The 23,433-nt window shown below is 49.5% G+C and carries 25 protein-coding genes; 1 reads left to right on the top strand and 24 read right to left on the bottom strand.

The window, feature by feature from the left end; translation table 11 throughout:
- Window positions 1-38: 38 nt before the first annotated feature.
- The 5 genes from FN001_RS08560 to FN001_RS08540 form a co-directional block, all read right to left on the bottom strand.
- Entirely contained in the window at window positions 39-605 is a 567-nt protein-coding gene (locus FN001_RS08560) for a GNAT family N-acetyltransferase (protein WP_142411540.1), read from the bottom strand.
- Window positions 606-665: 60 nt separating this feature from the next.
- Entirely contained in the window at window positions 666-1,172 is a 507-nt protein-coding gene (locus FN001_RS08555; RefSeq protein WP_118298154.1) for an HD domain-containing protein, read from the bottom strand.
- A 21-nt stretch (window positions 1,173-1,193) separates the two neighbouring features.
- Window positions 1,194-3,248 carry an ATP-dependent DNA helicase RecG gene (gene recG, locus FN001_RS08550; protein ID WP_142411539.1) on the bottom strand — a complete coding sequence of 685 codons (2,055 nt, stop codon included), beginning with the start codon at window positions 3,246-3,248 and terminating at the stop codon, window positions 1,194-1,196.
- A 220-nt stretch (window positions 3,249-3,468) separates the two neighbouring features.
- Window positions 3,469-5,175: a DAK2 domain-containing protein gene (locus FN001_RS08545; protein WP_118514091.1), complete on the bottom strand. Its 1,707-nt coding sequence runs from the start codon at window positions 5,173-5,175 to the stop codon at window positions 3,469-3,471.
- Between the two features lie 16 nt (window positions 5,176-5,191).
- Window positions 5,192-5,548 carry an Asp23/Gls24 family envelope stress response protein gene (locus FN001_RS08540; RefSeq protein ID WP_118298152.1) on the bottom strand — a complete coding sequence of 119 codons (357 nt, stop codon included), beginning with the start codon at window positions 5,546-5,548 and terminating at the stop codon, window positions 5,192-5,194.
- A 252-nt stretch (window positions 5,549-5,800) separates the two neighbouring features.
- Here FN001_RS08540 and rpmB point away from each other — a divergent pair, with 252 nt between their 5' ends.
- Complete coding sequence (rpmB, locus tag FN001_RS08535) at window positions 5,801-5,986, top strand: 50S ribosomal protein L28 (protein WP_015554580.1); 186 nt, start codon at window positions 5,801-5,803, stop codon at window positions 5,984-5,986.
- 75 nt (window positions 5,987-6,061) lie between these two features.
- On the opposite strand, the gene FN001_RS08530 is transcribed toward rpmB, so the two are convergent.
- From FN001_RS08530 to FN001_RS08440, 19 genes are all read right to left on the bottom strand, one after another.
- Complete coding sequence (locus FN001_RS08530; protein ID WP_142411538.1) at window positions 6,062-6,319, bottom strand: hypothetical protein; 258 nt, start codon at window positions 6,317-6,319, stop codon at window positions 6,062-6,064.
- Between the two features lie 596 nt (window positions 6,320-6,915).
- On the bottom strand, window positions 6,916-7,317 hold the full coding sequence (locus tag FN001_RS08525) for a GerW family sporulation protein (RefSeq protein ID WP_142411537.1): 402 nt from the start codon (window positions 7,315-7,317) through the stop codon (window positions 6,916-6,918).
- 135 nt (window positions 7,318-7,452) lie between these two features.
- Window positions 7,453-8,742: a hypothetical protein gene (locus FN001_RS08520; RefSeq protein ID WP_142411536.1), complete on the bottom strand. Its 1,290-nt coding sequence runs from the start codon at window positions 8,740-8,742 to the stop codon at window positions 7,453-7,455.
- The gene (locus FN001_RS08515; protein WP_142411535.1) at window positions 8,739-9,059 is read right to left on the bottom strand and encodes a hypothetical protein; all 321 of its coding nucleotides are present in this window, start codon (window positions 9,057-9,059) and stop codon (window positions 8,739-8,741) included. The genes FN001_RS08520 and FN001_RS08515 overlap by 4 nt, the downstream gene beginning before the upstream one ends.
- Before the next feature lie 90 nt (window positions 9,060-9,149).
- Complete coding sequence (locus FN001_RS08510; protein ID WP_142411534.1) at window positions 9,150-9,884, bottom strand: nicotinamide-nucleotide amidohydrolase family protein; 735 nt, start codon at window positions 9,882-9,884, stop codon at window positions 9,150-9,152.
- Window positions 9,884-10,426 carry a CDP-diacylglycerol--glycerol-3-phosphate 3-phosphatidyltransferase gene (pgsA, locus tag FN001_RS08505; protein WP_142411533.1) on the bottom strand — a complete coding sequence of 181 codons (543 nt, stop codon included), beginning with the start codon at window positions 10,424-10,426 and terminating at the stop codon, window positions 9,884-9,886. Before pgsA ends, FN001_RS08510 begins: the two co-directional genes overlap by 1 nt.
- Entirely contained in the window at window positions 10,410-11,747 is a 1,338-nt protein-coding gene (gene rimO, locus FN001_RS08500) for a 30S ribosomal protein S12 methylthiotransferase RimO (protein ID WP_118321029.1), read from the bottom strand. The genes pgsA and rimO overlap by 17 nt, the downstream gene beginning before the upstream one ends.
- A gap of 182 nt (window positions 11,748-11,929) precedes the next feature.
- Window positions 11,930-12,247 (bottom strand): DNA-directed RNA polymerase subunit omega, encoded by a 318-nt coding sequence (gene rpoZ / locus FN001_RS08495; RefSeq protein ID WP_118298144.1) that lies wholly within the window; start codon window positions 12,245-12,247, stop codon window positions 11,930-11,932.
- Window positions 12,248-12,395: 148 nt separating this feature from the next.
- On the bottom strand, window positions 12,396-13,022 hold the full coding sequence (gene gmk / locus FN001_RS08490; RefSeq protein WP_118298143.1) for a guanylate kinase: 627 nt from the start codon (window positions 13,020-13,022) through the stop codon (window positions 12,396-12,398).
- 85 nt (window positions 13,023-13,107) lie between these two features.
- Window positions 13,108-13,986: a YicC/YloC family endoribonuclease gene (locus FN001_RS08485; protein WP_118298142.1), complete on the bottom strand. Its 879-nt coding sequence runs from the start codon at window positions 13,984-13,986 to the stop codon at window positions 13,108-13,110.
- 263 nt (window positions 13,987-14,249) lie between these two features.
- Entirely contained in the window at window positions 14,250-14,915 is a 666-nt protein-coding gene (locus FN001_RS08480; RefSeq protein WP_243022350.1) for a cupin domain-containing protein, read from the bottom strand.
- Window positions 14,916-14,947: 32 nt separating this feature from the next.
- On the bottom strand, window positions 14,948-15,835 hold the full coding sequence (locus tag FN001_RS08475; protein ID WP_142411532.1) for a Rossmann-like domain-containing protein: 888 nt from the start codon (window positions 15,833-15,835) through the stop codon (window positions 14,948-14,950).
- A 34-nt stretch (window positions 15,836-15,869) separates the two neighbouring features.
- The gene (locus FN001_RS08470; RefSeq protein WP_142411531.1) at window positions 15,870-16,670 is read right to left on the bottom strand and encodes an ABC transporter ATP-binding protein; all 801 of its coding nucleotides are present in this window, start codon (window positions 16,668-16,670) and stop codon (window positions 15,870-15,872) included.
- Complete coding sequence (locus tag FN001_RS08465; RefSeq protein WP_142411530.1) at window positions 16,667-17,695, bottom strand: FecCD family ABC transporter permease; 1,029 nt, start codon at window positions 17,693-17,695, stop codon at window positions 16,667-16,669. Before FN001_RS08465 ends, FN001_RS08470 begins: the two co-directional genes overlap by 4 nt.
- Window positions 17,692-18,888, bottom strand: coding sequence for an ABC transporter substrate-binding protein (locus FN001_RS08460; RefSeq protein WP_142411529.1), 1,197 nt, complete (start codon window positions 18,886-18,888; stop codon window positions 17,692-17,694). Before FN001_RS08460 ends, FN001_RS08465 begins: the two co-directional genes overlap by 4 nt.
- Before the next feature lie 251 nt (window positions 18,889-19,139).
- Window positions 19,140-19,721, bottom strand: a complete 582-nt coding sequence (locus FN001_RS08455) for a Crp/Fnr family transcriptional regulator (RefSeq protein ID WP_185911878.1) — start codon at window positions 19,719-19,721, stop codon at window positions 19,140-19,142.
- Window positions 19,722-19,938: 217 nt separating this feature from the next.
- Window positions 19,939-21,420 (bottom strand): leucyl aminopeptidase family protein, encoded by a 1,482-nt coding sequence (locus FN001_RS08450; protein ID WP_142411527.1) that lies wholly within the window; start codon window positions 21,418-21,420, stop codon window positions 19,939-19,941.
- Window positions 21,417-22,352, bottom strand: coding sequence for an ABC transporter ATP-binding protein (locus tag FN001_RS08445; protein ID WP_118532767.1), 936 nt, complete (start codon window positions 22,350-22,352; stop codon window positions 21,417-21,419). The genes FN001_RS08450 and FN001_RS08445 overlap by 4 nt, the downstream gene beginning before the upstream one ends.
- Window positions 22,324-23,427, bottom strand: coding sequence for an ABC transporter ATP-binding protein (locus FN001_RS08440; protein WP_118532769.1), 1,104 nt, complete (start codon window positions 23,425-23,427; stop codon window positions 22,324-22,326). Before FN001_RS08440 ends, FN001_RS08445 begins: the two co-directional genes overlap by 29 nt.
- Window positions 23,428-23,433: the final 6 nt, after the last annotated feature.

The raw sequence follows: 23,433 nt of genomic DNA, 5'->3' as shown, positions 1-23,433 counted from the left end.
ACGCGGTCCCATGCGGATCATTTTTGCTCTATCTGTGATCAGATTTCCTCCGCCGCCGGAACCTCCCGCAAAAAGTGGATCCGGTCCGAGACCTCTTCCCCGAACGCAGTCGTGTAGATATCCAGATACTCCTCATAGGAGCACGGCATTCCGTTCGACAGCATCTCCATCTCGGTTCCCCAGAGATCGATATCGTAGGGCAGCATCGTGAACCCATTCCGGAGATAGAACTCCTTCCGGCGTGTACGAAGGAAAAGTTCCTCCTCATCCACACATTTTGTACTCTCGATCTCGATGATGAGCCGCATGCCCTGATATTTCCCGCGAAGTGCCCTAAGTGCTGCGGATCCCACGCCATGTCCGCGCGCCTGATCAGCGATCGCAAAATAATCGAGCAGGACGCGGTCTCCTGCTTTCGCCATGATGGCGAGACCGAGAAATCCGTTATTCTCCTCGATCGCCAGGATCTCGACAAGTCCTGTCTCCTGACCGGCGGTGATCATGGAAAACGGCTTTTTCTCACATGCCGGGAAGGCGGTCTCATAGAGTGCATGGACCTCCTCCAGGCGCTTTCCTGAAAACACCTGTTTCAGTTCGATCATCATAGATTCTTTCCTCTTACTTTCAATCGTCGTTGCCGCCCGGCACCATTGGGTCCAGGCGGTTTATTTTTCGTTTTCTCCGCTCTCGAACATCAGGCGGAACAGGCGTTTTCCGCCCTCCGTCCGGAAATTCCGGATAAATACATTTTTCTGCATATCCGGCGTGGAGCCGTCCTCAAAGAGGTTGACAAGGAAGTCCGCCTCCACGAGGATCTGATAATCCATTCCGTCAATGTTGTCGTAGGTATGGTGGTGTCCCACGAGATAGCAGACGCGGTCAATGACCTCCTGCGGCCAGGAAAGCGCCGTGAGCATCGTCCGTGCCTCTCCCGGACCTTCCATCTCCTGATATTTTCCGGTATTCCGTCCATATTTCTCTTCTGCCTTGTGAATTCCGATATCATGAACGATCGCTGCGGCCTCCAGGACCTCCTGGGTGTATGGATCGAGGTTCTCCGCGAGACCGATCAGTCTCGCAAACTCATGCACCTTTAAAAAGTGCTGGATCCGTCGTACATCCTTATCGTCATAGCGTGTCATTTCATATAAGAGTTCATCAAGTCTCGTCATGTGTGTCATTCTCCTCTTTTTCTATAAATTCAGCTTCTCGTACTTCTCTTCCATAAACCGGTCAAGCCGCTTTTTCAGTTCCCGGTTTTCTTCCTCTTCCAGGTTCTCATCCCTCGCCAGAAGCCGGTTCACATCCTCGGACACCTTTTTCAGCGTCACGGCATCCGTATAGATATCTGCCAGCTGGAATTCGAGATCGCCGCTCTGGCGGATCCCGAAGAGATCCCCCGGGCCCCTGAGTTTCAGATCCTCGGAAGCGATATAAAAGCCGTCGTTGGATTTATTTAAGACCTCCAGACGCTGGTTCTTCTCCTTGTTTCCGGATGCGTTGACCATGATGCAGTAGGACTGCTTGTCTCCGCGCCCGACGCGCCCCCTAAGCTGGTGGAGCTGTGCAAGGCCGAACCGCTCTGCGTTCTCGATCATTATCACCGTTGCGTTCGGCACATTGACGCCGACCTCGATAACGGTGGTGGAGACCAGGACCTGGATATTTCCGGCGGCAAAGTCTTCCATAATCTTATTCTTCTCTTTTCCCTTCATCTTTCCGTGGAGGTATTCGACCCGGATCCCTGGCAGATTTTCCCTTAAAATCTTCGTGTAGTCCAGGACATTCTCCGCCTCGATCATCTCGCTCTCCTCCACCATCGGGCAGATCACATACGCCTGGCGGCCGTTCTTTACCTCGTTTTCGATAAAACGGTAGGCACGAGGGCGGTAGCTCTTGTCGACCACGCAGTTTTTGATCGGGAGACGGTTCGCCGGAAGTTCATCAATTACAGAGATGTCGAGATCCCCGTACAGGATGATCGCCAGGGTCCTCGGGATTGGCGTCGCGCTCATGACGAGCACATGCGGCAACTGTCCCTTGTTTCCAAACATTTCCCGCTGGGCGACGCCGAAACGGTGCTGCTCATCCGTGATGACGAGCGCCAGATTGTCATAGACGACCTTCTCCTGGATCAGGGCATGTGTGCCGATGATGATATCCGCCTCATGGGACGCGACTTTTTCGTAGGCAAGCCGTTTTTCCTTTGCCGTCATGGATCCGGTGATGAGAATCACTTTCTTTTCGACTCCATGTGTGGCAAACAATTCCGCCACAGACTCATAGTGCTGTCTCGCGAGGACTTCCGTCGGGACCATCAGCGCGCCCTGATACCCATTTTCACAGACCGCCAGGAGTGCCAGGACCGCGATGATCGTCTTGCCGGAACCAACGTCTCCCTGGATCAGGCGGTTCATGACGGAGCCGCTCTTTAAGTCTCCCAGCACCTCCTCCAGGGTCCTCAGCTGAGCATTCGTGAGCCTGTACGGCAGATCTTTCAGGAGTCTTCTGCATTCTTCCTGCTTTTCTACATGAAACGGGCTCCGGATGTTCTGGCGTTTTTCCTTTAAATGGCGCACAGCCAGAAGAAAGAAGAAGAACTCGTCATAGACGAGCCGCTTTCTCGCAAATCTCAGGTCTTCCTCGTTTGCCGGAAAGTGGATGTGCTCGATCGCAAAATTGTACTCCGCAAGTTCGTTGGAGATCCTTAAGCTGGCCGGAAGATAATCCCTCTCCAGGGTGCGGATCGCGAGCGCCTGTTCGACTGCGGAGGTGATCGTCTTATTTCCAAGACCTTTTGTCTGTGCATAGACCGGGCGCATGCTGGATAAAAGTTCCTCATATGCCTCCGGTTTAAACATCTGGGGCTGTTCCATCGTGAGACCGTTCTTCTTCCGGATCACACGTCCGCGGAAAATAAAGTGACTGTCCGGACGGAGCGTATTTTTCAGGTACGGCATATGATACCAGACAAGGCGCAGTTTCCCTGTCATGTCGCTGATCGTCGCCTGGACGATCGAGAGCCCATTGATATGGACGCCGGTCGCTCCGCTCTTAAAAAAACCCTCTACAGCGCCGGTCTCATCCTCGGAGAGCTCGCCGATCGCCTTCGGCTCCCCGTACGTGTCATATCCCTTCGGATAGTAATGGAGCAGGTCATCGATGGTGCGGATCCCGACTTTCTCAAAAAGTTTTGCTGTTTTTTCTCCGATCCCTTTTAAGGTCTCTATGGACTGGTCGTTTGCCATCGGTTTCATGCTCCTTTCTCATTTCTTCTGGTCTCATATCTGCATGCCAGGATCCGCCGCGGACTATTCCTTTCAACCGGGCGGCAACGGAAAAAGCTGCCTCGTCAGGTCTCATGACCAAAAGGAGCAGCTTTTTCTGTCGTTGTACATATGTCGGGAAATACAGGATCGTACAGAAACACTCTGAGCGGTTCCTGCAATTTCCGGGACACTTTTCTGCTTACTCTACAGAGAGCAGGTAATAATAGATCGGCTGACCGCCGTCGTTTAATTCCACTTCACAGTTCGGGAATGCTTCCTGCGCCTTCTTTACGAGCGCTTCGGCCTTCTCTTCCGTCACATCTTCGCCGTAGTAGACGCTGATGAGTTCTGATTCATCATCCACCATGCGTTTTAAGGTTTCAAGAACCGTCTCCTCCACATCCTGACCGACTGCCAGCATGCCGGAATCGCCGATTCCCATGATATCGCCCTCGTGGATCTCCATTCCGTCAATGTTTGTATTGCGGACTGCGTAGGTGATCTGGCCGGTACGGATATGTCCCATCTCAGCAGTCATGTTCTCAAGGTTCTCTTCCGGAGAAAGATCCGGGAGGAAGTTGATGAGAGCTGCGATTCCCTGCGGTACGGTCTTTGACGGAACGACGAAGATCTTCTTATCTTCCACAAGACTCTTTGCCTGCTCTGCGGCAAGAATGATGTTCTTGTTGTTCGGAAGGATATAGATCACGTCAGCGTTGACCTTATCGATGGCATTTAACATATCTTCGGTACTCGGGTTCATCGTCTGGCCGCCCTCGATCAGATAGTCGGCACCGATCCCCTTAAAGATCTCGCCGAGACCTTCGCCGATGGAGACAGCGATAAATCCGTATGGCTTTCTCGGCTCATCTGCAGCCGGAGCTTCTTCTTTTGCCTCCGCCGGGGCATCCGGTGTCTGGGCAACGTTTGACGCGTTCTGGATCAGACGCTCGTGGTGCTCCTCGCGCATATTGTCGATCTTCATTCTGGAAAGGGAACCGTAGGTTAAGCCTTTCTCGAACGCGAGACCCGGATGGTTCGTGTGAACATGGACTTTGATGATATCGTCATCGGAGACAACGACAACACAGTCACCGATGGATTCCAGATATCCTTTAAACTTCTGCTCTTCCTCCATATCGTACGGTTTTTCCACGTTTACGATGAACTCAGTGCAGTAGCCGTATTTAATATCCGATGTAGAAAGATCATCACTTCCTGCAGCCACCTTCGGCTTTGCGGATCCTTCATTTCCGGAGGCCGGAGCGACCGCATCAAACGGGATTCCTTTTCCTAAAAGACCGTCAAGACCGCCTTTCATGACCTGCATCAGGCCCTGTCCGCCGGAGTCAACTACACCCGCCTGTTTTAATACCGGGAGCATCTCCGGAGTCTGGCTTAATACATAGTCACCTTCCTCGATCACCTGGGTCAGGAAGTCGATCACATCGTCAGTCTGTGTCGCAAGATCAACGGCCTTTTCTGCCATTCCCTTTGCAACTGTTAAGATCGTACCTTCCTTCGGCTTCATAACTGCTTTATAAGCAGTCTCAGTCGCGCGGGTAAACGCGTTTGCCAGAGTTGTCACGGTAATCTCATTGGATTCCTTGATCTCCTTTGTAAAGCCGCGGAATAACTGGGATAAGATAACGCCGGAGTTACCGCGGGCGCCTCTTAAGGAACCGGATGAGAGGGCTTTCGCGATGGATTCCATTGTCGGATTTTCGATCGCTGCCACTTCTCTCGCAGCCGCCATGATCGTCATGGTCATATTCGTGCCCGTATCTCCGTCCGGAACCGGAAATACGTTTAATTCATTAATCCATTCTTTTTTTGCCTCAAGGCCTTTTGCTGCGGCCAGAACCGCCTTCTGTAAGAGAGCGGCATCTACGGACTTTAATTCCATGGATCTTACTTCCTCCTTAATCTATCACTCGAACGCCTTCAACAAAGATGTTGATCTTCTCGACCGGCATTCCCGTGAACTCTTCTACTTTGTATTTCACACTCTCGATCAGGTTATCCGCTACGGTCGAGATGCTGACGCCATAGGATACGATTACGTGGAAGTCGATGTCAATTGCATTATTGTTGATCGTAACATTGATTCCGTGAGTCAGGCTTTCTCTCTTTAAAAGCTTAACCAGACCGTCTTTCATACTTACTGCAGCCATTCCCACGATTCCAAAGCATTCTACCGCTGTCGTGCCGGCATAAAGAGCGATAACATCGGTGTCGATCTGGATCTGTCCCATTTTATTGTTAATACATCCCTTCATACTCTAAGCCTCCATTCCTACTGATAATAAGCGCCGTATCCTGATATCAAGGCGCAAAAGTTCCTTTCTTATTGAACTTTGATAACCTTAATATACCATATCCCGTTTTCTCTGTCCATGGGATTCCACCTATTTTTCAAAAAAATGTGAAATTTTTAAAAATTTTGCTTGCAAAATACGCAATCTTCTGCTATGATATCCATGTTATGGATTTTTGCATCCAACCGTATGAATGATTAAGGAGGTGGAATCATGGCTAAATGTGCTATTTGCGAAAAGGCGGCTCACTTTGGTAATGGAGTAAGCCATTCCCATAGAAGATCCAATAAAATCTGGAACGCGAATGTAAAATCTGTAAAGGTTAAGGTTAACGGCGGCTCCCGCAAGATGTATGTATGCACTTCCTGCTTAAGATCCGGTCTCGTTGAGAGAGCTTAATCCTCCTTTTACAAGATAGGGAAATGAAATGAAGGCATCCTCATGTGAGGGTGCCTTTTTCATTCAGATCTGAATTCAAATACCTTTTCCAATAAAATTTCCGACCAGTTCTCCAAGCAGCGAAGCAGCCGTAAGGCCCACTACTCCTCCCATGAAAACTTTTTTCGAGATCCGTTTTGGTTCCGGCCCGTAAAACAGGGCAAAAATCAGTGAGATCATCACGATTCCCGGGAGTCTCATCTGAGCTGACAGCCAGGGAATATCCGCTAAAAGTTTCGAAACAATGATCGCTATCACGCAGAACCACCCATCGCCCTCAAAAATTGGTCCCATAAAAGTCCTCCTTTCCATCTTTATACTTCCGTGTGTAACTGTTCAGTACCCTCACAGTTACGAGCAAAAATCCATTCCAGATCGGCTTCGCCGATGAGATTTTTGCCTTCCGTCCCATGTTTTATTACGGTCAGCGCAGCAAGTGCGCAGACCTACTGAATAGTTACTTCCGTGTTTACATTATATCAAACGTTCTTATATATAGCAAACGTCTGCTCTGCGTCTTGATAAAAAATTTTGGCACACCTGCTCATCACGAAAGTAGCGAGAATGCGGTATGCCGTTTTTCGACTCCTTTGCCCGAAAAAATCAGAATTGCAGATCCGGTATCACTCAATCTGTCCTGTTTTACCCACAAAATAAATTATATCCCACGATCATAAGTGCTGCCGCCGTAATCACAAGAAAAAAGGTTGTCGGCAATATCAAGGCCCAGGTCATACCAAAACCCACGCAGAACAGCATGAGACCGCATAATCGCTTCATACTCATACTCCCTAAAAGGAATTTCTATGACAGATTATGCGGTCTCAAATCTAATGATTCCCAGATAAAACGCTTCCCCGAATCGCTCCGGGGAATTTTATTTTCCGTATTTATTTTTCTTTCTCCATCTTGGAAGCCATTTCTTCCGCTTTTGCCGTTGCCTCCGGAGTTACATCATTTCCGCCGGTAAAGCGGTTTACGAGATCCGGGACCATGTCGAGAACTTTTGTGACGGCATCCTGATGCTTGATGTTGACGAGCTTTGTCATGCCGTTCTGGATCACGAGGATCGCGCTCGGGCTCATCTTCGCGCTCATGCCGCCGCCCCCGTTTGTCTTTGCGGACTGGGCAAAGGAACCGGCTGCCATGCCGCAGGTCACGTCCACAAGCGGAATGATCGTCGTGTTCTCATCCACCTTCACAGGCTCGCCCACAACGGTCTTCGATGTAATGAAATGATCCATCCCCTTAAACAGTGCATCTACGGTAGATGGAAACTGATTTTCTGCCATACCGATTCCTCCTAAATTTACATTTTATCTCAGTCAGAGTTACTTTCACGACCATAAACTAAAATTTTCGCACAATACAATAGCCGTCACGGATTTTGCCGGTTCATAATAGGAAGTATCCGCAAAAGCAGGAAACTATCTACTCTGCTTTTTGGCGTTTCTTTTCCTCAAAAATCTCAGAAGCCGCCTGAAATCCTTACTGATAAACAGTCGCGCCGCCGTCCACAGCGGATACCACAGTGCGATCCGACCTTTTAAATGGATCTCACCGTCAAGCGCAGTTCCTGTAAAATCCGGTTCAAGAGTCAGAGTCTTCGCATAAAAGCCATAGAACGGGCTGACGGCCGTGAGAACCTGTCCCGTGTCATAAGGATCATCAAATCCGAAATGGATCCGCCCTGAAAGTTTTCTCGGAAGCACATACCGGACAAGCTTCCCGATCCGTTTCCGGATCAGGCGGAACGCTTTCTGGTTCTGTTCATCATGCCAGAACATCGAAATACTGTTCCATGTCTTTTCCAGGGAGATCTTCTTTTTCAAGATCCCGTCGGCCAGTTTCCTGATCTTTCCCGGAAGCTCGCGGATACGGGTGAAAAGCGCGCGCAGTTTCTTTATGAGCTGGGCGAACTTTTCTCTTATTTTTGCGGCGAATCCTGTTCGCTCCTCTTTTGATGTCTTTTCTTTATTCGACTGAGTTATCTGCACATCAGCAGCAGGCGTTTTCTGAGAAGAAGTACCAGTTAGTAATTCATCTTCCTCTTCCGTCGCGCTCCGTTGTCCTTTCGAAGAAGGAATCTGCTGATCTTCAGAGCAAGTTTTTGCATCTTCTTCTGGAAGCACATCTGATCCTGATGAAATCTCTGTCGCATGCACAATGAGTTCATCGTCTTCCTTTAAACCTTCTGGAACAACCGTCAGTTTGCTTCCGGCGTGTTTCTCCAGCTCAAGATCAAGAATATCTGCTTTTTGTTCTGTAGTTGATTCCGAAAAAGAAGGTTTCGAAGCAGAGCTTTCCGGTGTTCCGGTTTCGGGTCCCCTATCCGGAATCTCCGGTATTTCGTTTATCTCTGAAAGTATCTGTCCGGGTTCTTCATCTGCCGTTTTTGGATCATTCCGATCAGATTCAAACTCAGATTCAAACTCTTCGACTTCATCCTCCGGCGGCCACAGCCTCATATCAAACAGTTTGAACCAGAGTACCTGCCCGGATACATCCGCATGTTCGTGATAGCTCACCCGGATCCGGACAGCCTGTAAAAGCCAGCTGACTGCCGCCTCCCCGTCCGGTTTCCCGTCAAACGAGATATCTGCCCGATAACGCACCGGGACGAACAAAATGAGCAGGATTGCCGCAAGGATCAGACCGAGGATCAACAGAATAAGGATCCCGATGATCTTCAAGATCATCAGTATAACATGGATCACTCGTAGCACCCCTTCCCGAAAAGAAAGGAGTTCACATCGTATCCGCCGGTCTTTTTGTAGGTCTCAGAAACGATCCGCCCTGCAAGCATCGACGCATCTTCGAAATCCTCGGCGATCCCCACGATCAGAAGATCCTGCTTTTGATAGTAAGGAAGTTTTAAGGTCAGTGCCGGGTAAATATCCAGAAGATTCCGGTCCCCTGCCGCCGGTGTCAGGACATAAAAGCCAAAGGCCTGTCCGTTCCGGACTGCCTGGATCGTCTCATATCTGTGCTTTTTCGCCTTTTCCCCGACATACAGCCTTTCATACCAGCGCATGATCCACCTGCCCATTTCTTATATATTTTGCGGCTGCTCTGACTGAGCTGCGTGTTTTTGTACAGACTGTGTCAAAATGCACGCTGTCGATCATTTGGACTTTACGATCATTCTTCGCAGGAGATCAAGTGCCGCCAGAGCCGCATGTTCCCGGATCTCCTGTCTCGTACCGTGGAAGTGGCATTCCTCCACCATCACATCATCCTTCATACAGCAGGAAACATAGACAAGTCCGACCGGTTTCTCGTCGGTTCCGCCGTCCGGTCCTGCAAGTCCTGTTACGGCCACACAGGCATCTGCATCGGCTGCAAGGACTCCGCCGAGCGCCATCTCTCTTGCAGTCTGCTCACTGACCGCTCCATACCTCTTTAATGTTGCCTTGCTGACATCAAGGATCTTTCTCTTTGACTTATTCGAATACGTGATATAGCCCTGCTCAAATACATCGGACGCGCCCGCAACATTGATGATCTTTGCAGCCACCATACCGCCGGTGCAGGACTCTGCGGTTGTCACCATGAGTCCGTATTTTGTGAGGAGACGCACGACAGTCTCTTCCATCGTCTCATTCTCTTTTGTGGAATAATACATATCTCCCAGCGCCTTTTTGATCTCTTTGGCAACTGGTTTTAAGGCTGCCTTTGCGGATTCCTCATCCTCCGCCTCCGTCTCAGCGAGAACGTGGACATCTTTTCCGCGGCGTCTCGTGTAGATCACGACCGCACCGCCCTGTCTTAAAAGGTCCTGAAGTTTCTCTTTTACCTCTGTCTCGCTTTTTCCGTAAATTTTAAAGATCTGGGCATAACCCCGTTCTGTTCGAATCATCACATTTTTCCTTCCGTAAGGACGCCGGCATTCTTCACGACGTAGTCAACAAGTGAAATTACAGTCAATGCAAGCGCGATCCAGATCACGATCGTCGTCACCATGGAAAGTGCCGGAATGTTGAAGATCAGGAGTACCACTCCGATCATCTGGAACGTTGTCTTAAATTTTCCCCAGTAGCTCGCTGCGATCACGACACCATTATCGGAAGCCACAAGGCGGAAACCGCTGATGATGAATTCACGGCTGATGATGATGATGACCATCCAGGCCGGGAGTTCACGGAGCTCGATCATACAGATCAGGGCAGAGCAGACAAGAAGTTTGTCCGCCAGCGGGTCCATAAATTTTCCAAAGTTTGTCACCAGGTTATACTTTCTCGCGATCTTTCCGTCCAGCATATCGGTCAGACTCGCGATGATAAAGATCGCAGCCGCCACATAGCGCATATTCTGGTTTGCACCGCCGTCATAAAGAAGTGCAGCTACAAAAAACGGGATCATGATCACACGTAAAACGGTCAGTTTATTCGGTAAATTCATCCTCTGCCTCCCCAATCAGATCATACTCGGATGCGCCGGTCACGCGCACCTTCAGAAAATCTCCGGACATCAGGGAAAGTCCGGTGTTTACAAAGATCAGTCCGTCCACATTCGGGCTGTCCATATAAGTGCGGCCCACATAGGCGTTCTCGTCGGCAACCTTGCCCTCGATCATGACTTCCAGGGTGCGTCCCTTCATTGCCTCGGATTTCTCGAAAGCGATCTCCTGCTGGAGTTCCATGATCTCGTCGCGGCGGTCCTGTTTTACCTCATCCGGAACCTGGTTTTCAAAGCTGAAGGCCGGGGTGTCTTCCTCCGGAGAATACGCGAACACGCCAAGACGGTCAAACTCCATGTCATCGACAAACTGCATCAGGATCTCGTGGTCTTCCTCGGTTTCTCCCGGGAAACCGGAGATCAGCGTCGTGCGGAGTGCGATATCCGGGATCTCTCTTCTGAGCTTCGCGATCAGCTCGCGGATCTCTTTATTGTTTGTTCTTCTGCCCATCCGCTTTAAGACCGCATCACTCGCGTGCTGAATCGGGATGTCCAGATAGTTACAGACTTTTTCCTCGGTCTTGATCGTCTCGATGAGCTCATCGGTGATCTCCTCCGGATAACAGTACTGGAGACGGATCCACTGGATTCCGGATACGGCTGCCAGACGTCTTAAAAGCTCCGGAAGTTTCTTCTCGCCGTAGAGATCTTTTCCGTAAAGGGTTGTCTCCTGAGCGACCAGGATCAGCTCCTTCACGCCTTTTTCTGCAAGCTCCTCCGCTTCCTTCACAAGCTGCTCCATCGGAACGCTGCGGTATTTTCCGCGAAGATACGGAATGATGCAGTACGTGCAGCGCTTGTCACAGCCCTCCGCGATCTTTAAGAACGCATAATGTCCGCCTGTCGTCACAAGACGGTCTGTAGTCTTGCTCACCGGCGCATCGATGCTCTCGAAGACCTCCGGTGTTTCTCCGTGCATGACTTCTTTGATCGCCTCCCCGACTGCCTCATAGGAAGTCGTTCCAAGGATCGCATCTACCTCCGGGATCTCATCAATGATCTCCTGCTTGTAGCGCTGTGCGAGACATCCGGTTACGATCAGCGCCTTTAAGCGGCCTGTTTTCTTTAACTCCGCCATCTGAAGGATCGTGTTGATGCTCTCTTCTTTTGCATCGCCGATAAAGCAGCAGGTATTGACAACGACGATATCTGCCTCATTTTCATCATCCACGAAGGAATAGCCCTCTTTCCCGAGGATTCCCAGCATTTTTTCCGTATCGACAAGGTTCTTATCACAGCCCAGTGATATGAAAAGTAAATTCATTCTGTTTGTTTTTCCTTTCTCTGTATAGCTTCGCGGTCCGCAGCCGTATCCGGCATTTTTGAAACCGCCGGCGAAAAAAAGAGGAAACTAAAGCCAGATTCAGCCGTTTTCCTCTCCTTTCCAACATATTTCTCCGGTTCGTCCGTCCGTGGCTTGGCATCACACGGCCGGGCGGATCGCTTTTATTCTTCCGCGTACTCTTCTTCTTTTTTGATCTCTTCCGGAGTTCTCTCCTTCACCTCGAAATCAGTCTCGATCTCCGGCTCCTCGTCCTCTGTGAGGATCTTTACTTTCTGCTCATAAAGCTCCTGAACAGCGGTGGACAGCGGTTTCTTTCCGGCAGCGCCTGCTACGAGCGGTTTGTCACCAGCGATCAGCTGTCTCGCACGCTTGGATGCTGCGATGACGATGGAATAACGGCTCTGAACGACCGGCTGCTCGCCCGGCTCAACGTCGCTGTTTACGGCTTCGATTAAGTCTGTATAAGACGGATGTAACATAAAATATACCCCTTTCAGATCATGAGTTTCCTGGTTGCAGCTTTTCTCTCCATCTGTAAAGATGCGAGAAGTTTTGCTGTTTTTTGTTATAAATTTTAAATATCTGAAGTATCCGGTTTTGCATGTAGCATTTTTACGGATACATTCTTTATTTTGTCATATCGTGCAGCTCCTGCTTCATTCTCGCCACAAGATCCGTATTCGCGGACTCTTTAAAGTGGCTGGAGCGGATCAGGCTGTGGAGATCTTCCACGCAGGTATCAATATCGTCATTGACTACGATATAGTCATAGGAATCCATTCCGTCGGACTCCTCCGCGGCACGGCGGAGACGTTTTTCGATCACTTCCGCGCTCTCAGTTCCGCGGCCGGTAAGACGTTTTTTCAGGTCCTCCGCAGTCGGCGGTACGATAAATACGAGAAGCGCGTCTGGGAATTTCTTCTTGATATTGAGTGCTCCCTGGATCTCGATCTCAAGGATCACGTCTTTTCCTGCAGCCATCTTTTCTTCCACATATTTTTTCGGTGTTCCATAATAATGATCTACATAACGTGCATGTTCGATCAGCTCGTCATTTTTGATCATATCCTCGAACTGGGATTCGGTCAGGAAAAAGTACTCTCTTCCATTTTCCTCCCCTGGTCTCGGATTTCTCGTGGTCGCCGATACAGAAAGCGCGTAATTATCATATTTATTCAAGAGCGCCTTCATCACGGTTCCTTTTCCTGCTCCGGAAAATCCGGAAACTACAACGAGGACTCCTTTTGTCTGCATTACAAATGCCTCCTGATTACTCAATCATGTATTCTGCTGGTTTCGCGGACCGCGGATTGCTCCGCATTCCGTGTTTACACAAGCTTTATTCGATGTTCTGGATCTGCTCTCTTACCTTCTCGACCTCTGTCTTTAAGAGGATCGCGCGGTCGGAGATCTCGAGATCCGTTGATTTTGAGAGGATCGTGTTTGCCTCGCGGTTCATCTCCTGGGCGATAAAGTCGAGCTTTCTTCCGACACTGCCGCCGGCTAAAAGTTCCTTCTTCATTCCCTCGATGTGGCTTCTTAATCGGACGGTCTCCTCATCCACACAGATCTTATCTGCAAAGATCGTAACTTCCGTTGCGATCCGGGACTCGTCCACGGATGCGGTTGCGAGAAGTTCTTTTACCTTGTCTTCCAGCTTCTGGCGGTACTCCGCGATCACCTTCGGGGAGCGCTCCTCGATAAAGTCGACAAGTGTCAGCATATATTCGAGCTTTCCTACGAGATCGTTCTTTAAATTCTCGCCCTCGCGGATCCTGGACTCCACGAATCCCTCACAGGCTCTTGAGAGCGCATCTTTCAGGAGCTCCCACATATGGTCTTCATCTTCCGGAACTTCCTCCATCGTGAGGACTTCCGGGCATCTTGCCAGCATGGACACTTTCACATCATTGTCGATATCAAAGTCATCAGCCATCTTTTTAAAGCTGTCCATATATTCCTGTGCAAGAGACTTGTTATATTTGAGGAATACCTTTGCGTCGGTATAATCCTCGTATGTCACAAATATATCTACTTTTCCTCTCTGGATATAATCCTTTAAGAGGGTACGCATGGATGCTTCGAAGTAATTGAATTTCTTCGGCATCTTAATTCCCAGATCAAGATACCGGTGGTTTACCGCCTTTATCTCTACTGAAATCTTACACTCGTCCGTCACTAACTCGTGGCGGCCGAATCCGGTCATGCTCTTAATCATTCAGACATGCCTCGCTTTCCCATAGATAACCATTATTATACGGCAAATAAAAATTACAGTCAACCAGATTTCTGTGCAAATATTCTGTTATATGCGTTTATTCCTACTGCAGACCAGATATAACGGATTGGATCCTTCATGAAAAGTAAGCGTTTGCTATCACAAAATGCAGGACTGCATGAATGTAAAAGGGACCCGGAATTCTGTTTTAAATCCCAGGCCCCTTTCTTTACACGGTATGTCTCCATACAGTTTTCTTTCCTTTATTCCGCATCCTTCACCAGCAGCAGTGCCATCTTGAATCTTCCGTCTGCCGCCACGCTGTGAAGCCCGTTCTTCTCAAAACGGAAATTCTCTCCTTCCTGAATCGGATACTGTTTTCCCTCATATCCGATAACTGCTTTGCCTTCCAGTGCAAATAAGAGGGCATCTCCGGGTGCGCGGTGTTCGGAAAGAGCGCAGCCTTCGTCAAAGGAAAGGATCATGAATTTCAGATTTTTCTCCGCGACCAGGTCGATGTTTGCAATGCTGTCCTTCTCATAATCGATCATGTCTTTTAAGCGGAACACCTCCGCTGCTTTCAGTAAATTGTTCATTGAAATCTCCTTTTCTCCATTTAATAAGATTTCTGTATACACGAATCCGTTCTCCCCTCCGGCGGAGCCGCAGAGTGTCCCGGGCGCCACATAAAGGATCTCGTTTTTCCGGACTGTGACATGTTTCTCCTGCTCTCCGAGGAGAAATTCCCCGGATCCGCCTGCTCCGATATAAAGGATCGGGCAGTCGTATGTCTCCGCACTGATCGTTGTGGCGGGACCAAGCGTAAAATAGTGAACGGGATCCGCCTTCCCCATGTGAGCGGTGGTGGACACCGTCATTGCCTCTTTCGGAATATGTTCATTCGCGATCACAAATACACACGGTTTCAAATCCTGACCTCCTGTCATATGATTCAGCAGTTTCATGGCTGCGCGCAGAAATTCTCCTGTCGACCGCCAGCTGCCTCCGGCAGCCGTTTTGTAAGCTCATAGATATCCATATAACTCAGGTCATTTCCCTTCGGCAGCGCGTCGAAAGTTGCATTCAGATACTCCTCTTTATTTCTGACGGAAGCGCTGAAAATATAGTTGTACCCGAGATCAAACAGATAATCCGGGCTGAGTTCGGAACTTGGTCCGTAGATCCCGCGGATCTCAGCGTTTCTGCATGCATTCAAAATCCCGCGGTACGTGTCGTTCACGATGGTACAGCCGGTCATAATGACAATATCCAGTGTTTCCAGCACATCAATGTGTTCTAGGGCATTCTCCCCGAGATGCCAGTGAATGTTCTGCGGATAGAATGTCTCCTCTTTTCCGACCCGGATGCTCAGGAGATCCTTTTCCTTCCGGAAATCAAATGCGTGAAATTCGGCGCATTTTCCGAGAAAAAAGTTATTGTAAAGGCCGTATCCGATGATCCCGACCTTCTTTCCTGCGACATCGTAAGGAAATTTCTGCCCTTCTGTGCGGAGAATCCCGCGGTCCGCAAGCCGTTTCGTTGTATTAAACGGCTTGCTCATCAGATTTGACAGGGCTACCGCTATGGTTCTCTTTTCCGGATCATTCTCATCAATGATCTCTTCCAGAACTTCATCGGCCGGACGATCCAGAAATTTCTTTAAGATTGCTGCCTGCTCTCTTGCCGGTTTCTCCTCGCCGACCCGCAGGGCCAGGGAAATCCGCTCATCCTGATCTGCTGCCATGAGCCAGCGATAACCCATGACAAATTCCGAGAGATACGGCATTTTTTCATGATATTTTTCATACAATGCCCGGTTGCGTTTTAATACCTCTCTTAAGTCTTCCATATTTCGTCTCCTTCTATTCCGAAATTCTGCCTTTTTATGCGCTCTGCCCGGTAATCGACACCGGAATAATGCTCTTTACGATCCGGTCTCCGAATCGAGCCTGATTGACGACCACATTCACGTCAAAGGATCTGGAAATATTCTGCTCTGTCAATACCTCTTCCGTGTTTCCGTAAATATAGCTGCTCTCCCGGTTCAGCATGAAAGCGTCGTCCGAGATCGAGAGTGCATTTGTCGGATAATGCGTGTTCATGACCGCACAGATCCCCTCTTCATGCGCCAGCCGTCCGATCAGATCCAGAACCAGGATCTGGTTGTGGAAATCAAGTCCGGTCTCCGGTTCATCGAGAATGATGAGCTTCGGCTCATTGATCAGCGCTCTTGCGATCAGGACCATCTGCAGTTCCCCGCCGCTCATCCGGTTGCAGTCTTTTTTCGCAAGTCTCGTAATGCCGATGCGCTCCATCATCTCCTCCGCCATCTCCAGCTCTTTCTTTCCCGGCTGTTCAAAGGTTCCCAGATGGGCGCTGCGCCCTAACATTACCATCTCAAGACCGGTAAACGAAAAGGCAAAGCTGTGGGTCTGCGGAATATAGGATAGGGAGGACCAGATCTCTTTTGAGGAGAGTTCCCGGACATTTTTCCCGTATAAAAAGCTGTCCCCGCTTCGCCAGGATAAAAGCCCGGTCATGCACTTCAACATGGTTGTCTTTCCGACACCATTCGGTCCGAGGATCGCAAGGATCCGTCCCTCTTCCAGACTGAGGTTCGCATTTTTTAAGAGATCCGGCTGCTTCGGATATCCAAAACAGCCGTTTTTCACTTCCAAGATCATTTGAGAGTCCCCCTGTTCTTCTTTAATAATGAGATGAACACCGGTGCACCGATGATGGCTGTCAGAACAGAAAGCGGCAGTTCGATAACACTGATACTCCGTGATAAGGTATCGATCACGATCATGAAGCTGGCGCCGAGGCTGATGCTTACTGGGATCACAAACCGGTTGTTGCTTCCTGTGAGCATTCTTGCGCAGTGCGGGATCAAAAGCCCGATCCAGCCAACCTGTCCGCACATGGACACGCTGGAGGCCGTGATCACGGTAGTAGCCAGGATAAATGCAAGTCTGGTCTTTTTCAGGTCGATCCCGCTGGCTCTCGCCTCATCTTCGCTCAGCGAAAGGATGTTTAACTTCCAGCGGAGCAGATAGATCATAATGATCCCGGCAAAGATCAGCGGGGAGCCAATCATGATCTTCTGATAGGAAGCGCTCGTGAAGCTTCCCATGAGCCAGTAGGTGATCTCCGGCAGCTTATCCGACGGATCTGCGGTGTACTTTAAAAGAGAGCCGATCGCGTTGAAAAGTGAAGAAATGATCACACCGGACAGGACCAGAAATACGACCGATTGTCCGTCCTTATTGCCTGCGAGGCGGATCGTCACCCAGACAGAGACAAGACCGAAGATCAGGGCAATGATCTGTGTCTCTAGAATTCCTTTCAACAGTAAGATCGCCAGGATCGCACCCACGCAGGTCCCGCTTGTGACTCCTAAGATGTCAGGAGTCGCAAGTGGATTGGAAAACAGGGACTGGAACGTGTCGCCGGCACAGGTAAGACCCGCGCCGACGATCACCGCCATCAGGATCCTCGGAAGTCTCAGGTTTACAACAATGGAATAATTCTGGCTGCTCCTGTCTCCGCGAAGAAACACCCGGATCAGTGTATCCGCGACATCACCAACCGAGAGATTCATTCTTCCGATGCAGAGGCAGATGAGCGCTGTCGCAAGCGGAAGAACGATCATTATGATCATCGCAAGCGGGGTAAAATGATTGTTTCGAATCCAGATCGTATTTTTCATCGTAAGTGAATCATTTCCTCCAGTTCCTCATCGGTCACCTCGTATCCGTAGCACTCTTTGTAGTAATCGCGGATCGTGTCCTCGAGCGGATAATCTACAAACTGCTCCGGGTAGGTGTTGCATGCCAGCCATGCGAGGACAAGCGGGGCATCCGGATTCGGTGTAAACCAGTTCCACATACCGAGTGTCGTGTCATAGACGCGTCCGTCTTTCACAGCCTGGATCGTCGAGAGATCCACACCTTCGATCTTATTTTCAAGAATATCCGTCTCTGTGACCTTGAAGAGTCCAGGTCCGTTCACGAACATGACTTCCGGATTCCAGTCATAGATCTGCTCAAAGCTTACTTGCGCGAATCCCTGCGCCTCTTCTGCCACGTTTTTGACGCCGAGATGCTGGAGCCAGTAATCACCGAAAATTCCTTTTCCGGCTACCTGCGGAACGCCGTCGTTGACTTTATATAAGATCATGGCTGTCGGCCGCTCATCCTCCGGGATTTTGGCGATCCGTCCTTCCACATCAGCAACGATCGCATCCCCTTTTTCAAAAAAGGCATCCATCTTTCCGTCTTCCCCGAACACGTCTTCCAAAAGGGAAAGCCACTGTTTGTAGCGCTCCAGCGGATCAGCCGGACTGTCGGAACCTACTGTTGCGAAAGCGACCGCCGGGATCCCGCTTGATTCCAGGACTTTCGCGTGTTCTTTGTTGTTTGCATTGTAGAGGATTACATCCGGCTGAAGCTTCATGATCTCCTCAATATTCAAGTCCGACTGCGCATACACGGTCTCGGATGACTCCATAAGTTCCGGGGCGATGTTTTTCAGTACCGTCTCGGAGATTGTGTCCTTGAATGATCCGCAGTAGCCGACGATATTCGGCGCGGAACCTTCAAAATATGCCATGTACGTGGAAAGGATCGGAATCTGGTCGATCACGACGCGGTGGATCTCATTCGGGACCTGAACATGATTGCCTGCGTGGTCGACCACCTCATGGGTCCCTTCTGCGTCCGCCTGTTCCGTGTCTGCTGCTTCCGTGCCGGCTGCCGCACTGCTCTCTGTCTCTGCAGCCTGAGTCTGTACGTTTTCTGCTGCCGTTGTCTCTTTTGCTCCTGCGTTGCTTCCGCATGCGGAAATTGCCAGGGATGCAGCAAGGATCACTGCTGCACTTGTCCATTTATTATGTCTCATCATAACTCCTCCTAATTTGGTTAGCTATATCTAACCTTCGGGTAGTATAGACTAACTTGCTTCAAAAATCAGTTGCATCTGCAACGGAATCTATCTTTTTTAAGAATATATTCCCAGCTGCATTCCCGCCCGCTGCTTCCCTACGTTTCGCACGACGGTATATCAGGAAATTCCTGTCAAACGTCCCCGAAATATAAAAAGTCCGCAGGATGTCTGCACCGATGATCGGATCTGCACACATTCCTGCGGACTTTTTATGCTGTTTGATAAAGGATCGTGATCTCATTTTTCCGGTAATCGATCAGTCCCTCTTTTTTCATGCGCGCCATCTCGCGGGACAGTGCGCTGCGCTCTACCCCCAGATAATCCGCAAGTTCCTGCCGATTCATCGAAAGCACGGCACTTTTTCCATCTGTGGAAAACTGTGCCAGCATAAGCTTTAGTTTGTCGCGGATCGATTTCTGGCTCATGATATGGATTCTGCGACTCTGGGTCAAGTTTTCTGCTGCAGTCTGTTTTAAAAGGTTTACGGTAACCAGACCCGCATAAGCACAGCCCAACGCTTCTCTGCGAAAAAGTTTTGAAAGATTTACAAACAGGAGCTTCGTTTTCTTTTTTGCCATAACCATCATAAGCGCCGGTTGTTCTGCCAGGCAGGAATTGGAACAGCCGAAAGACTCCGACGGTCCAACGAGCCGGATATGGGACTCCTCCCCGTCTTTTCCCGGTGCCACCAGGGCCACTTTTCCATCCAGAACAATCTCTGCCCACGAGATTCTTTCCCCATAGTGATAAATGATCTCTCCTTTTCCATAGCTGCAGACGTGAGCTTCCATACATCGTAATATGTGCTCCAGAGCACTCCTATCAACTCCCGAAAACAGGTAGGATTTTTTTAGAATTTCATAATATTCCAACATTTTGCAATCCCCTTAATTTTATATGTTAGTTTAAGCTAACTTATCATAAATGATTCATAATGTCAACAAACCGCCCTGAATTGCCAAATTCCGGCAAATACAGGACGGTTCATTTTTTTATGGATCTTATTTATTACTTTTGTGACGCGATCTTGACGGTTTCGTACAACAGGCTTACACCATATCCGGAACCTCCATGGACGCAATACGCATTTCCATCCGCAAGCCAATTGACCGGAGCCATATCAATATGACACCACGAGTGGTTCTCAGTGAATTCCTGGATGAAAAGCGCTGCAACGATCGTTCCTCCTCCCATGGTATTTCCCGGACAACTGCTCTTTAAATCTGCCACTTCAGAACGCAGAATGTCAAAGAGTTCCCTGTCTGCCGGAAGTCTCCACACTTTCTCGCAGGAACTTACCGACGCCTGTCTGACTTTCTCAAACAATGCATCATCATTTGCAATAACTGCGGCACTTCTTCCACCGACTGCGCCCTTCGCAGCGCCTGTCAAAGTTGCAATATCAATGATCGTTCCCGCATTTTCCTTTCGGATCGCGTAAGTGATCGCATCCACCAAAGTCAAACGGCCTTCGGCGTCCGCATTCAGCATCTCGATCGTTTTTCCGTTCATGGAAAACAGGATATCTCCCGGAACATACGCTTCACCGGATACCATGTTTTCGCAGGCTGCAACGATTGCTACGATATTCACCGGGAGTTTCCGGACCGCAATGGCGCGGATTGCACCAATAACTGCGGCAGCACCTCCCATGTCATCATGCATCGTAGCCATCTTGGATTTTAAGCTGTATCCGCCGCTGTCAAACATGACGCCTTTCCCGATCAGACCGATCGGTTTCTCTTCTCCGCCGCCGTGATAGCGCATGACGAGGACCTGGGGTTTTGCGGCAGCACCTTTTGCTACGGAAAGAAACGCCCCCATTCTGAGTTCTTTTGCCTGATCTTCGCCAAAAGCCTCCACTTCGATCGGAAGTCCTTCCTTTGCAAACCGCCCCGTTACTGTCTCAACCAGCTTCTGCGGCGTCATATACATGGACGGATGATTGACCAGATCTCTCGCGAACATTGTGCTCTCCGCAACACATGCCGCCTCATCTGCGATCTCCTCCATCCCGTCAATCTTTGAGACGATCACGGTCTCCTCCATACAATTGGAGATCGGTGCTGTCTTATATGCATGAAACTCATATGCCACAAGGTGCGGAAGCTCCGCAAATTTTTCTGCCAGATCCGGGCGGTCCCCCAGTTCAGGGACATTGTCAAAAAGGACGCCGATCACCGGAGTTTTTGATTCCTTACAGCTCTTGAACGCCTTTGCCATGGCAAGAAAGCTTTCCCGGTTTGTGTTCGACTCACCGCCAAGATATACAAGTACGATCTTTAAAAATTTTTCCCCGACAAACAGGTTCATGGAATACTGGCTTCCGTAAACAGCCTTTAATTTTTCATTCTGCAGAGCACTCCGGATTGCATCCGAAGCGACCGGATCAAGACCGGAAAGAGAGGTTTTGAGTGCTGTGTCCCTCATAAACGGAATGATCAGCGCGTCATATTTACCCTGAATTTCTTTTGTTATCGATACCTTCATGATTTACCCAGCCTTTCTCTGTATTTTTCCTGTTCCTCTTTGTTTGCGAGAACATAATGCCCTGTCTCCATCTCCACCCATTCCGGCTTATCCGTCTCGTAATGATGACAGGACGGATCGTACACTTCCACCGTGCGCGTCCTCTCTGTGATCGGGTCGGGCTGCGGGATTGCAGACAACAGTGCTTTCGTATACGGATGAAGCGGATGACTGTAAAGTTTTTCGGTTTCCGCGAGCTCTACGATTTTTCCTTTGTGGATGACGGCTACACGATCAGAAATAAACCGCACGATCGACAGATCATGAGCGATAAAAAGATACGTGAAGCCCTTTTTCTGCTGAAGGTCCATTAAAAGGTTTAACACCTGTGCGCGGATAGAGACATCCAGAGCAGAGATCGGTTCGTCCGCAATGATCAGTTTCGGTTCCATGACTAAAGCTCTCGCGATCCCGATCCTCTGGCGCTGTCCTCCTGAGAACTCATGAGGGAAACGGCTCGCAAATTCGGGAAGCAGTCCTACCTCCAAAAGTGCTTCCGCGACGATCTTCTTTCGCTCTGTTTCATCTTTAAATTTATGCAGATTATAAAGACCTTCCGAAACAATATAATCAACTTTCGCGCGCTCATTTAAAGAAGCCATCGGATCCTGGAAGATCATCTGAATGTTTTCGATGACTTTCCGGTCCATCTCCTCACTGATCTTTCCGCTGATTCGTTCTCCGTCGTACAAAATCTCTCCGCCGGCAGCCTCATTGATACGGATAATCGCGCGGCCAATCGTAGTCTTTCCGGAGCCGGATTCACCGACAAGGCCTAACGTCTCACCTTCATAAATGTCAAAGCTGACATTGTCGATGGCTTTAAATTCCTTTTTGCCGGAGCCGAATACTACGTCCAGATTTTTAACTTCCAGAAGCTTCTTTCTGCTCAAGGACCTCGCCTCCTTTCCATTTTTCGAACATGCGCCTTACAAGCGGCGGCGGATCGATCTTCGGTGCTCTCGGGTCGAGCAGCCATGTTTTTGCCTTGTGAGTCGGACTGACCTCGAAATACGGCGGCCGGATCTCAAAATCGATCTTTAACGCATGCGGATTTCTCGGGGCAAACGCATCTCCCTTGATCTCATTGAAGAGGTTCGGCGGCGTGCCCTTGATGGAATATAACGGCTGACCTTTAATGCCGAGCTGCGGCAGGGATGACAGCAGCGCCCAGGTATACGGGTGTTTTGCATTGTAGAAAATCTCTTCACATAAGCCGACTTCTACGATATCTCCCGCATACATCACTGCGATCCGGTCCGCAACATTCGCAACAACACCCAGATCATGGGTAATATAGATGATAGTCAGGCTGTACTTTTCCTGCAGCTCGTGGAGAAGTTTTAAAATCTGTGCCTGGATCGTTACATCCAATGCCGTTGTCGGCTCATCGCAGATCAGGACTTCCGGATTGCACGCCACCGCGATTGCGATGACAACTCTCTGGCGCATACCGCCGGAAAATTCATGCGGATACTGTTTGTATCGTCTCTCCGGCATTGTAATTCCGACATCCTTTAAAATTTCGATGGTCTTTTCTTTCGCAGCGTTTCCTCTCAACCCCTGGTGAAGTTCTACCGTTTCCTGGATCTGCTTTCCAACCGTCTTTAACGGATTTAAGCTTGTCATCGGATCCTGAAAAACCATAGCGATCTCTTTTCCGCGGATTCCGAGCCATTCTTTTTCTGTCTTATATCCGGCCAGGTCTGCCGGGTGATTGCGGAATGTCCCGCCGGAATACAGAATGGAGCCGGAATCGATCCAGCCATTCTGATCAAGAAGACCCATAAAAGTCTTTGTAAATACGGATTTACCGGATCCGGACTCTCCTACGATCGCAAGGCTTTCTCCTTTGTAGAGTTCCATGGAAATGCCGCGGATCGCAGTCAGTGTCTTTCCTCTCAGGTTGAATTTAACTCTTACATCCTGGGCGTCCAAGATCTTTTCGGCGTTTTTGTAATCAAACATATCCTT

Origin of the sequence: Clostridium sp. Marseille-P7770 (assembly GCF_902143525.1) — a bacterium.
GTDB lineage: Bacteria > Bacillota > Clostridia > Lachnospirales > Lachnospiraceae > Pilosibacter.
This window is presented reverse-complemented; position numbering and strand designations above follow the sequence as displayed.

Excerpts from the sequence above, each read along its gene's own strand:
- FN001_RS08560 (WP_142411540.1), bottom strand. The coding sequence starts at position 605 with ATGATGATCGAACTGAAACAGGTGTTTTCAGGAAAGCGCCTGGAGGAG.
- FN001_RS08555 (WP_118298154.1), bottom strand. The coding sequence starts at position 1,172 with ATGACGAGACTTGATGAACTCTTATATGAAATGACACGCTATGACGAT.
- recG (WP_142411539.1), bottom strand. The coding sequence starts at position 3,248 with ATGGCAAACGACCAGTCCATAGAGACCTTAAAAGGGATCGGAGAAAAA.
- FN001_RS08545 (WP_118514091.1), bottom strand. The coding sequence starts at position 5,175 with ATGGAATTAAAGTCCGTAGATGCCGCTCTCTTACAGAAGGCGGTTCTG.
- FN001_RS08540 (WP_118298152.1), bottom strand. The coding sequence starts at position 5,548 with ATGAAGGGATGTATTAACAATAAAATGGGACAGATCCAGATCGACACC.
- rpmB (WP_015554580.1), top strand. The coding sequence starts at position 5,801 with ATGGCTAAATGTGCTATTTGCGAAAAGGCGGCTCACTTTGGTAATGGA.
- FN001_RS08530 (WP_142411538.1), bottom strand. The coding sequence starts at position 6,319 with ATGGGACCAATTTTTGAGGGCGATGGGTGGTTCTGCGTGATAGCGATC.
- FN001_RS08525 (WP_142411537.1), bottom strand. The coding sequence starts at position 7,317 with ATGGCAGAAAATCAGTTTCCATCTACCGTAGATGCACTGTTTAAGGGG.
- FN001_RS08515 (WP_142411535.1), bottom strand. The coding sequence starts at position 9,059 with ATGCGCTGGTATGAAAGGCTGTATGTCGGGGAAAAGGCGAAAAAGCAC.
- FN001_RS08510 (WP_142411534.1), bottom strand. The coding sequence starts at position 9,884 with ATGATTCGAACAGAACGGGGTTATGCCCAGATCTTTAAAATTTACGGA.
- pgsA (WP_142411533.1), bottom strand. The coding sequence starts at position 10,426 with ATGAATTTACCGAATAAACTGACCGTTTTACGTGTGATCATGATCCCG.
- rimO (WP_118321029.1), bottom strand. The coding sequence starts at position 11,747 with ATGAATTTACTTTTCATATCACTGGGCTGTGATAAGAACCTTGTCGAT.
- rpoZ (WP_118298144.1), bottom strand. The coding sequence starts at position 12,247 with ATGTTACATCCGTCTTATACAGACTTAATCGAAGCCGTAAACAGCGAC.
- gmk (WP_118298143.1), bottom strand. The coding sequence starts at position 13,022 with ATGCAGACAAAAGGAGTCCTCGTTGTAGTTTCCGGATTTTCCGGAGCA.
- FN001_RS08485 (WP_118298142.1), bottom strand. The coding sequence starts at position 13,986 with ATGATTAAGAGCATGACCGGATTCGGCCGCCACGAGTTAGTGACGGAC.
- FN001_RS08475 (WP_142411532.1), bottom strand. The coding sequence starts at position 15,835 with ATGGAAGACTTAAGAGAGGTATTAAAACGCAACCGGGCATTGTATGAA.
- FN001_RS08470 (WP_142411531.1), bottom strand. The coding sequence starts at position 16,670 with ATGATCTTGGAAGTGAAAAACGGCTGTTTTGGATATCCGAAGCAGCCG.
- FN001_RS08465 (WP_142411530.1), bottom strand. The coding sequence starts at position 17,695 with ATGAAAAATACGATCTGGATTCGAAACAATCATTTTACCCCGCTTGCG.
- FN001_RS08460 (WP_142411529.1), bottom strand. The coding sequence starts at position 18,888 with ATGATGAGACATAATAAATGGACAAGTGCAGCAGTGATCCTTGCTGCA.
- FN001_RS08455 (WP_185911878.1), bottom strand. The coding sequence starts at position 19,721 with ATGGAAGCTCACGTCTGCAGCTATGGAAAAGGAGAGATCATTTATCAC.
- FN001_RS08450 (WP_142411527.1), bottom strand. The coding sequence starts at position 21,420 with ATGAAGGTATCGATAACAAAAGAAATTCAGGGTAAATATGACGCGCTG.
- FN001_RS08440 (WP_118532769.1), bottom strand. The coding sequence starts at position 23,427 with ATGTTTGATTACAAAAACGCCGAAAAGATCTTGGACGCCCAGGATGTA.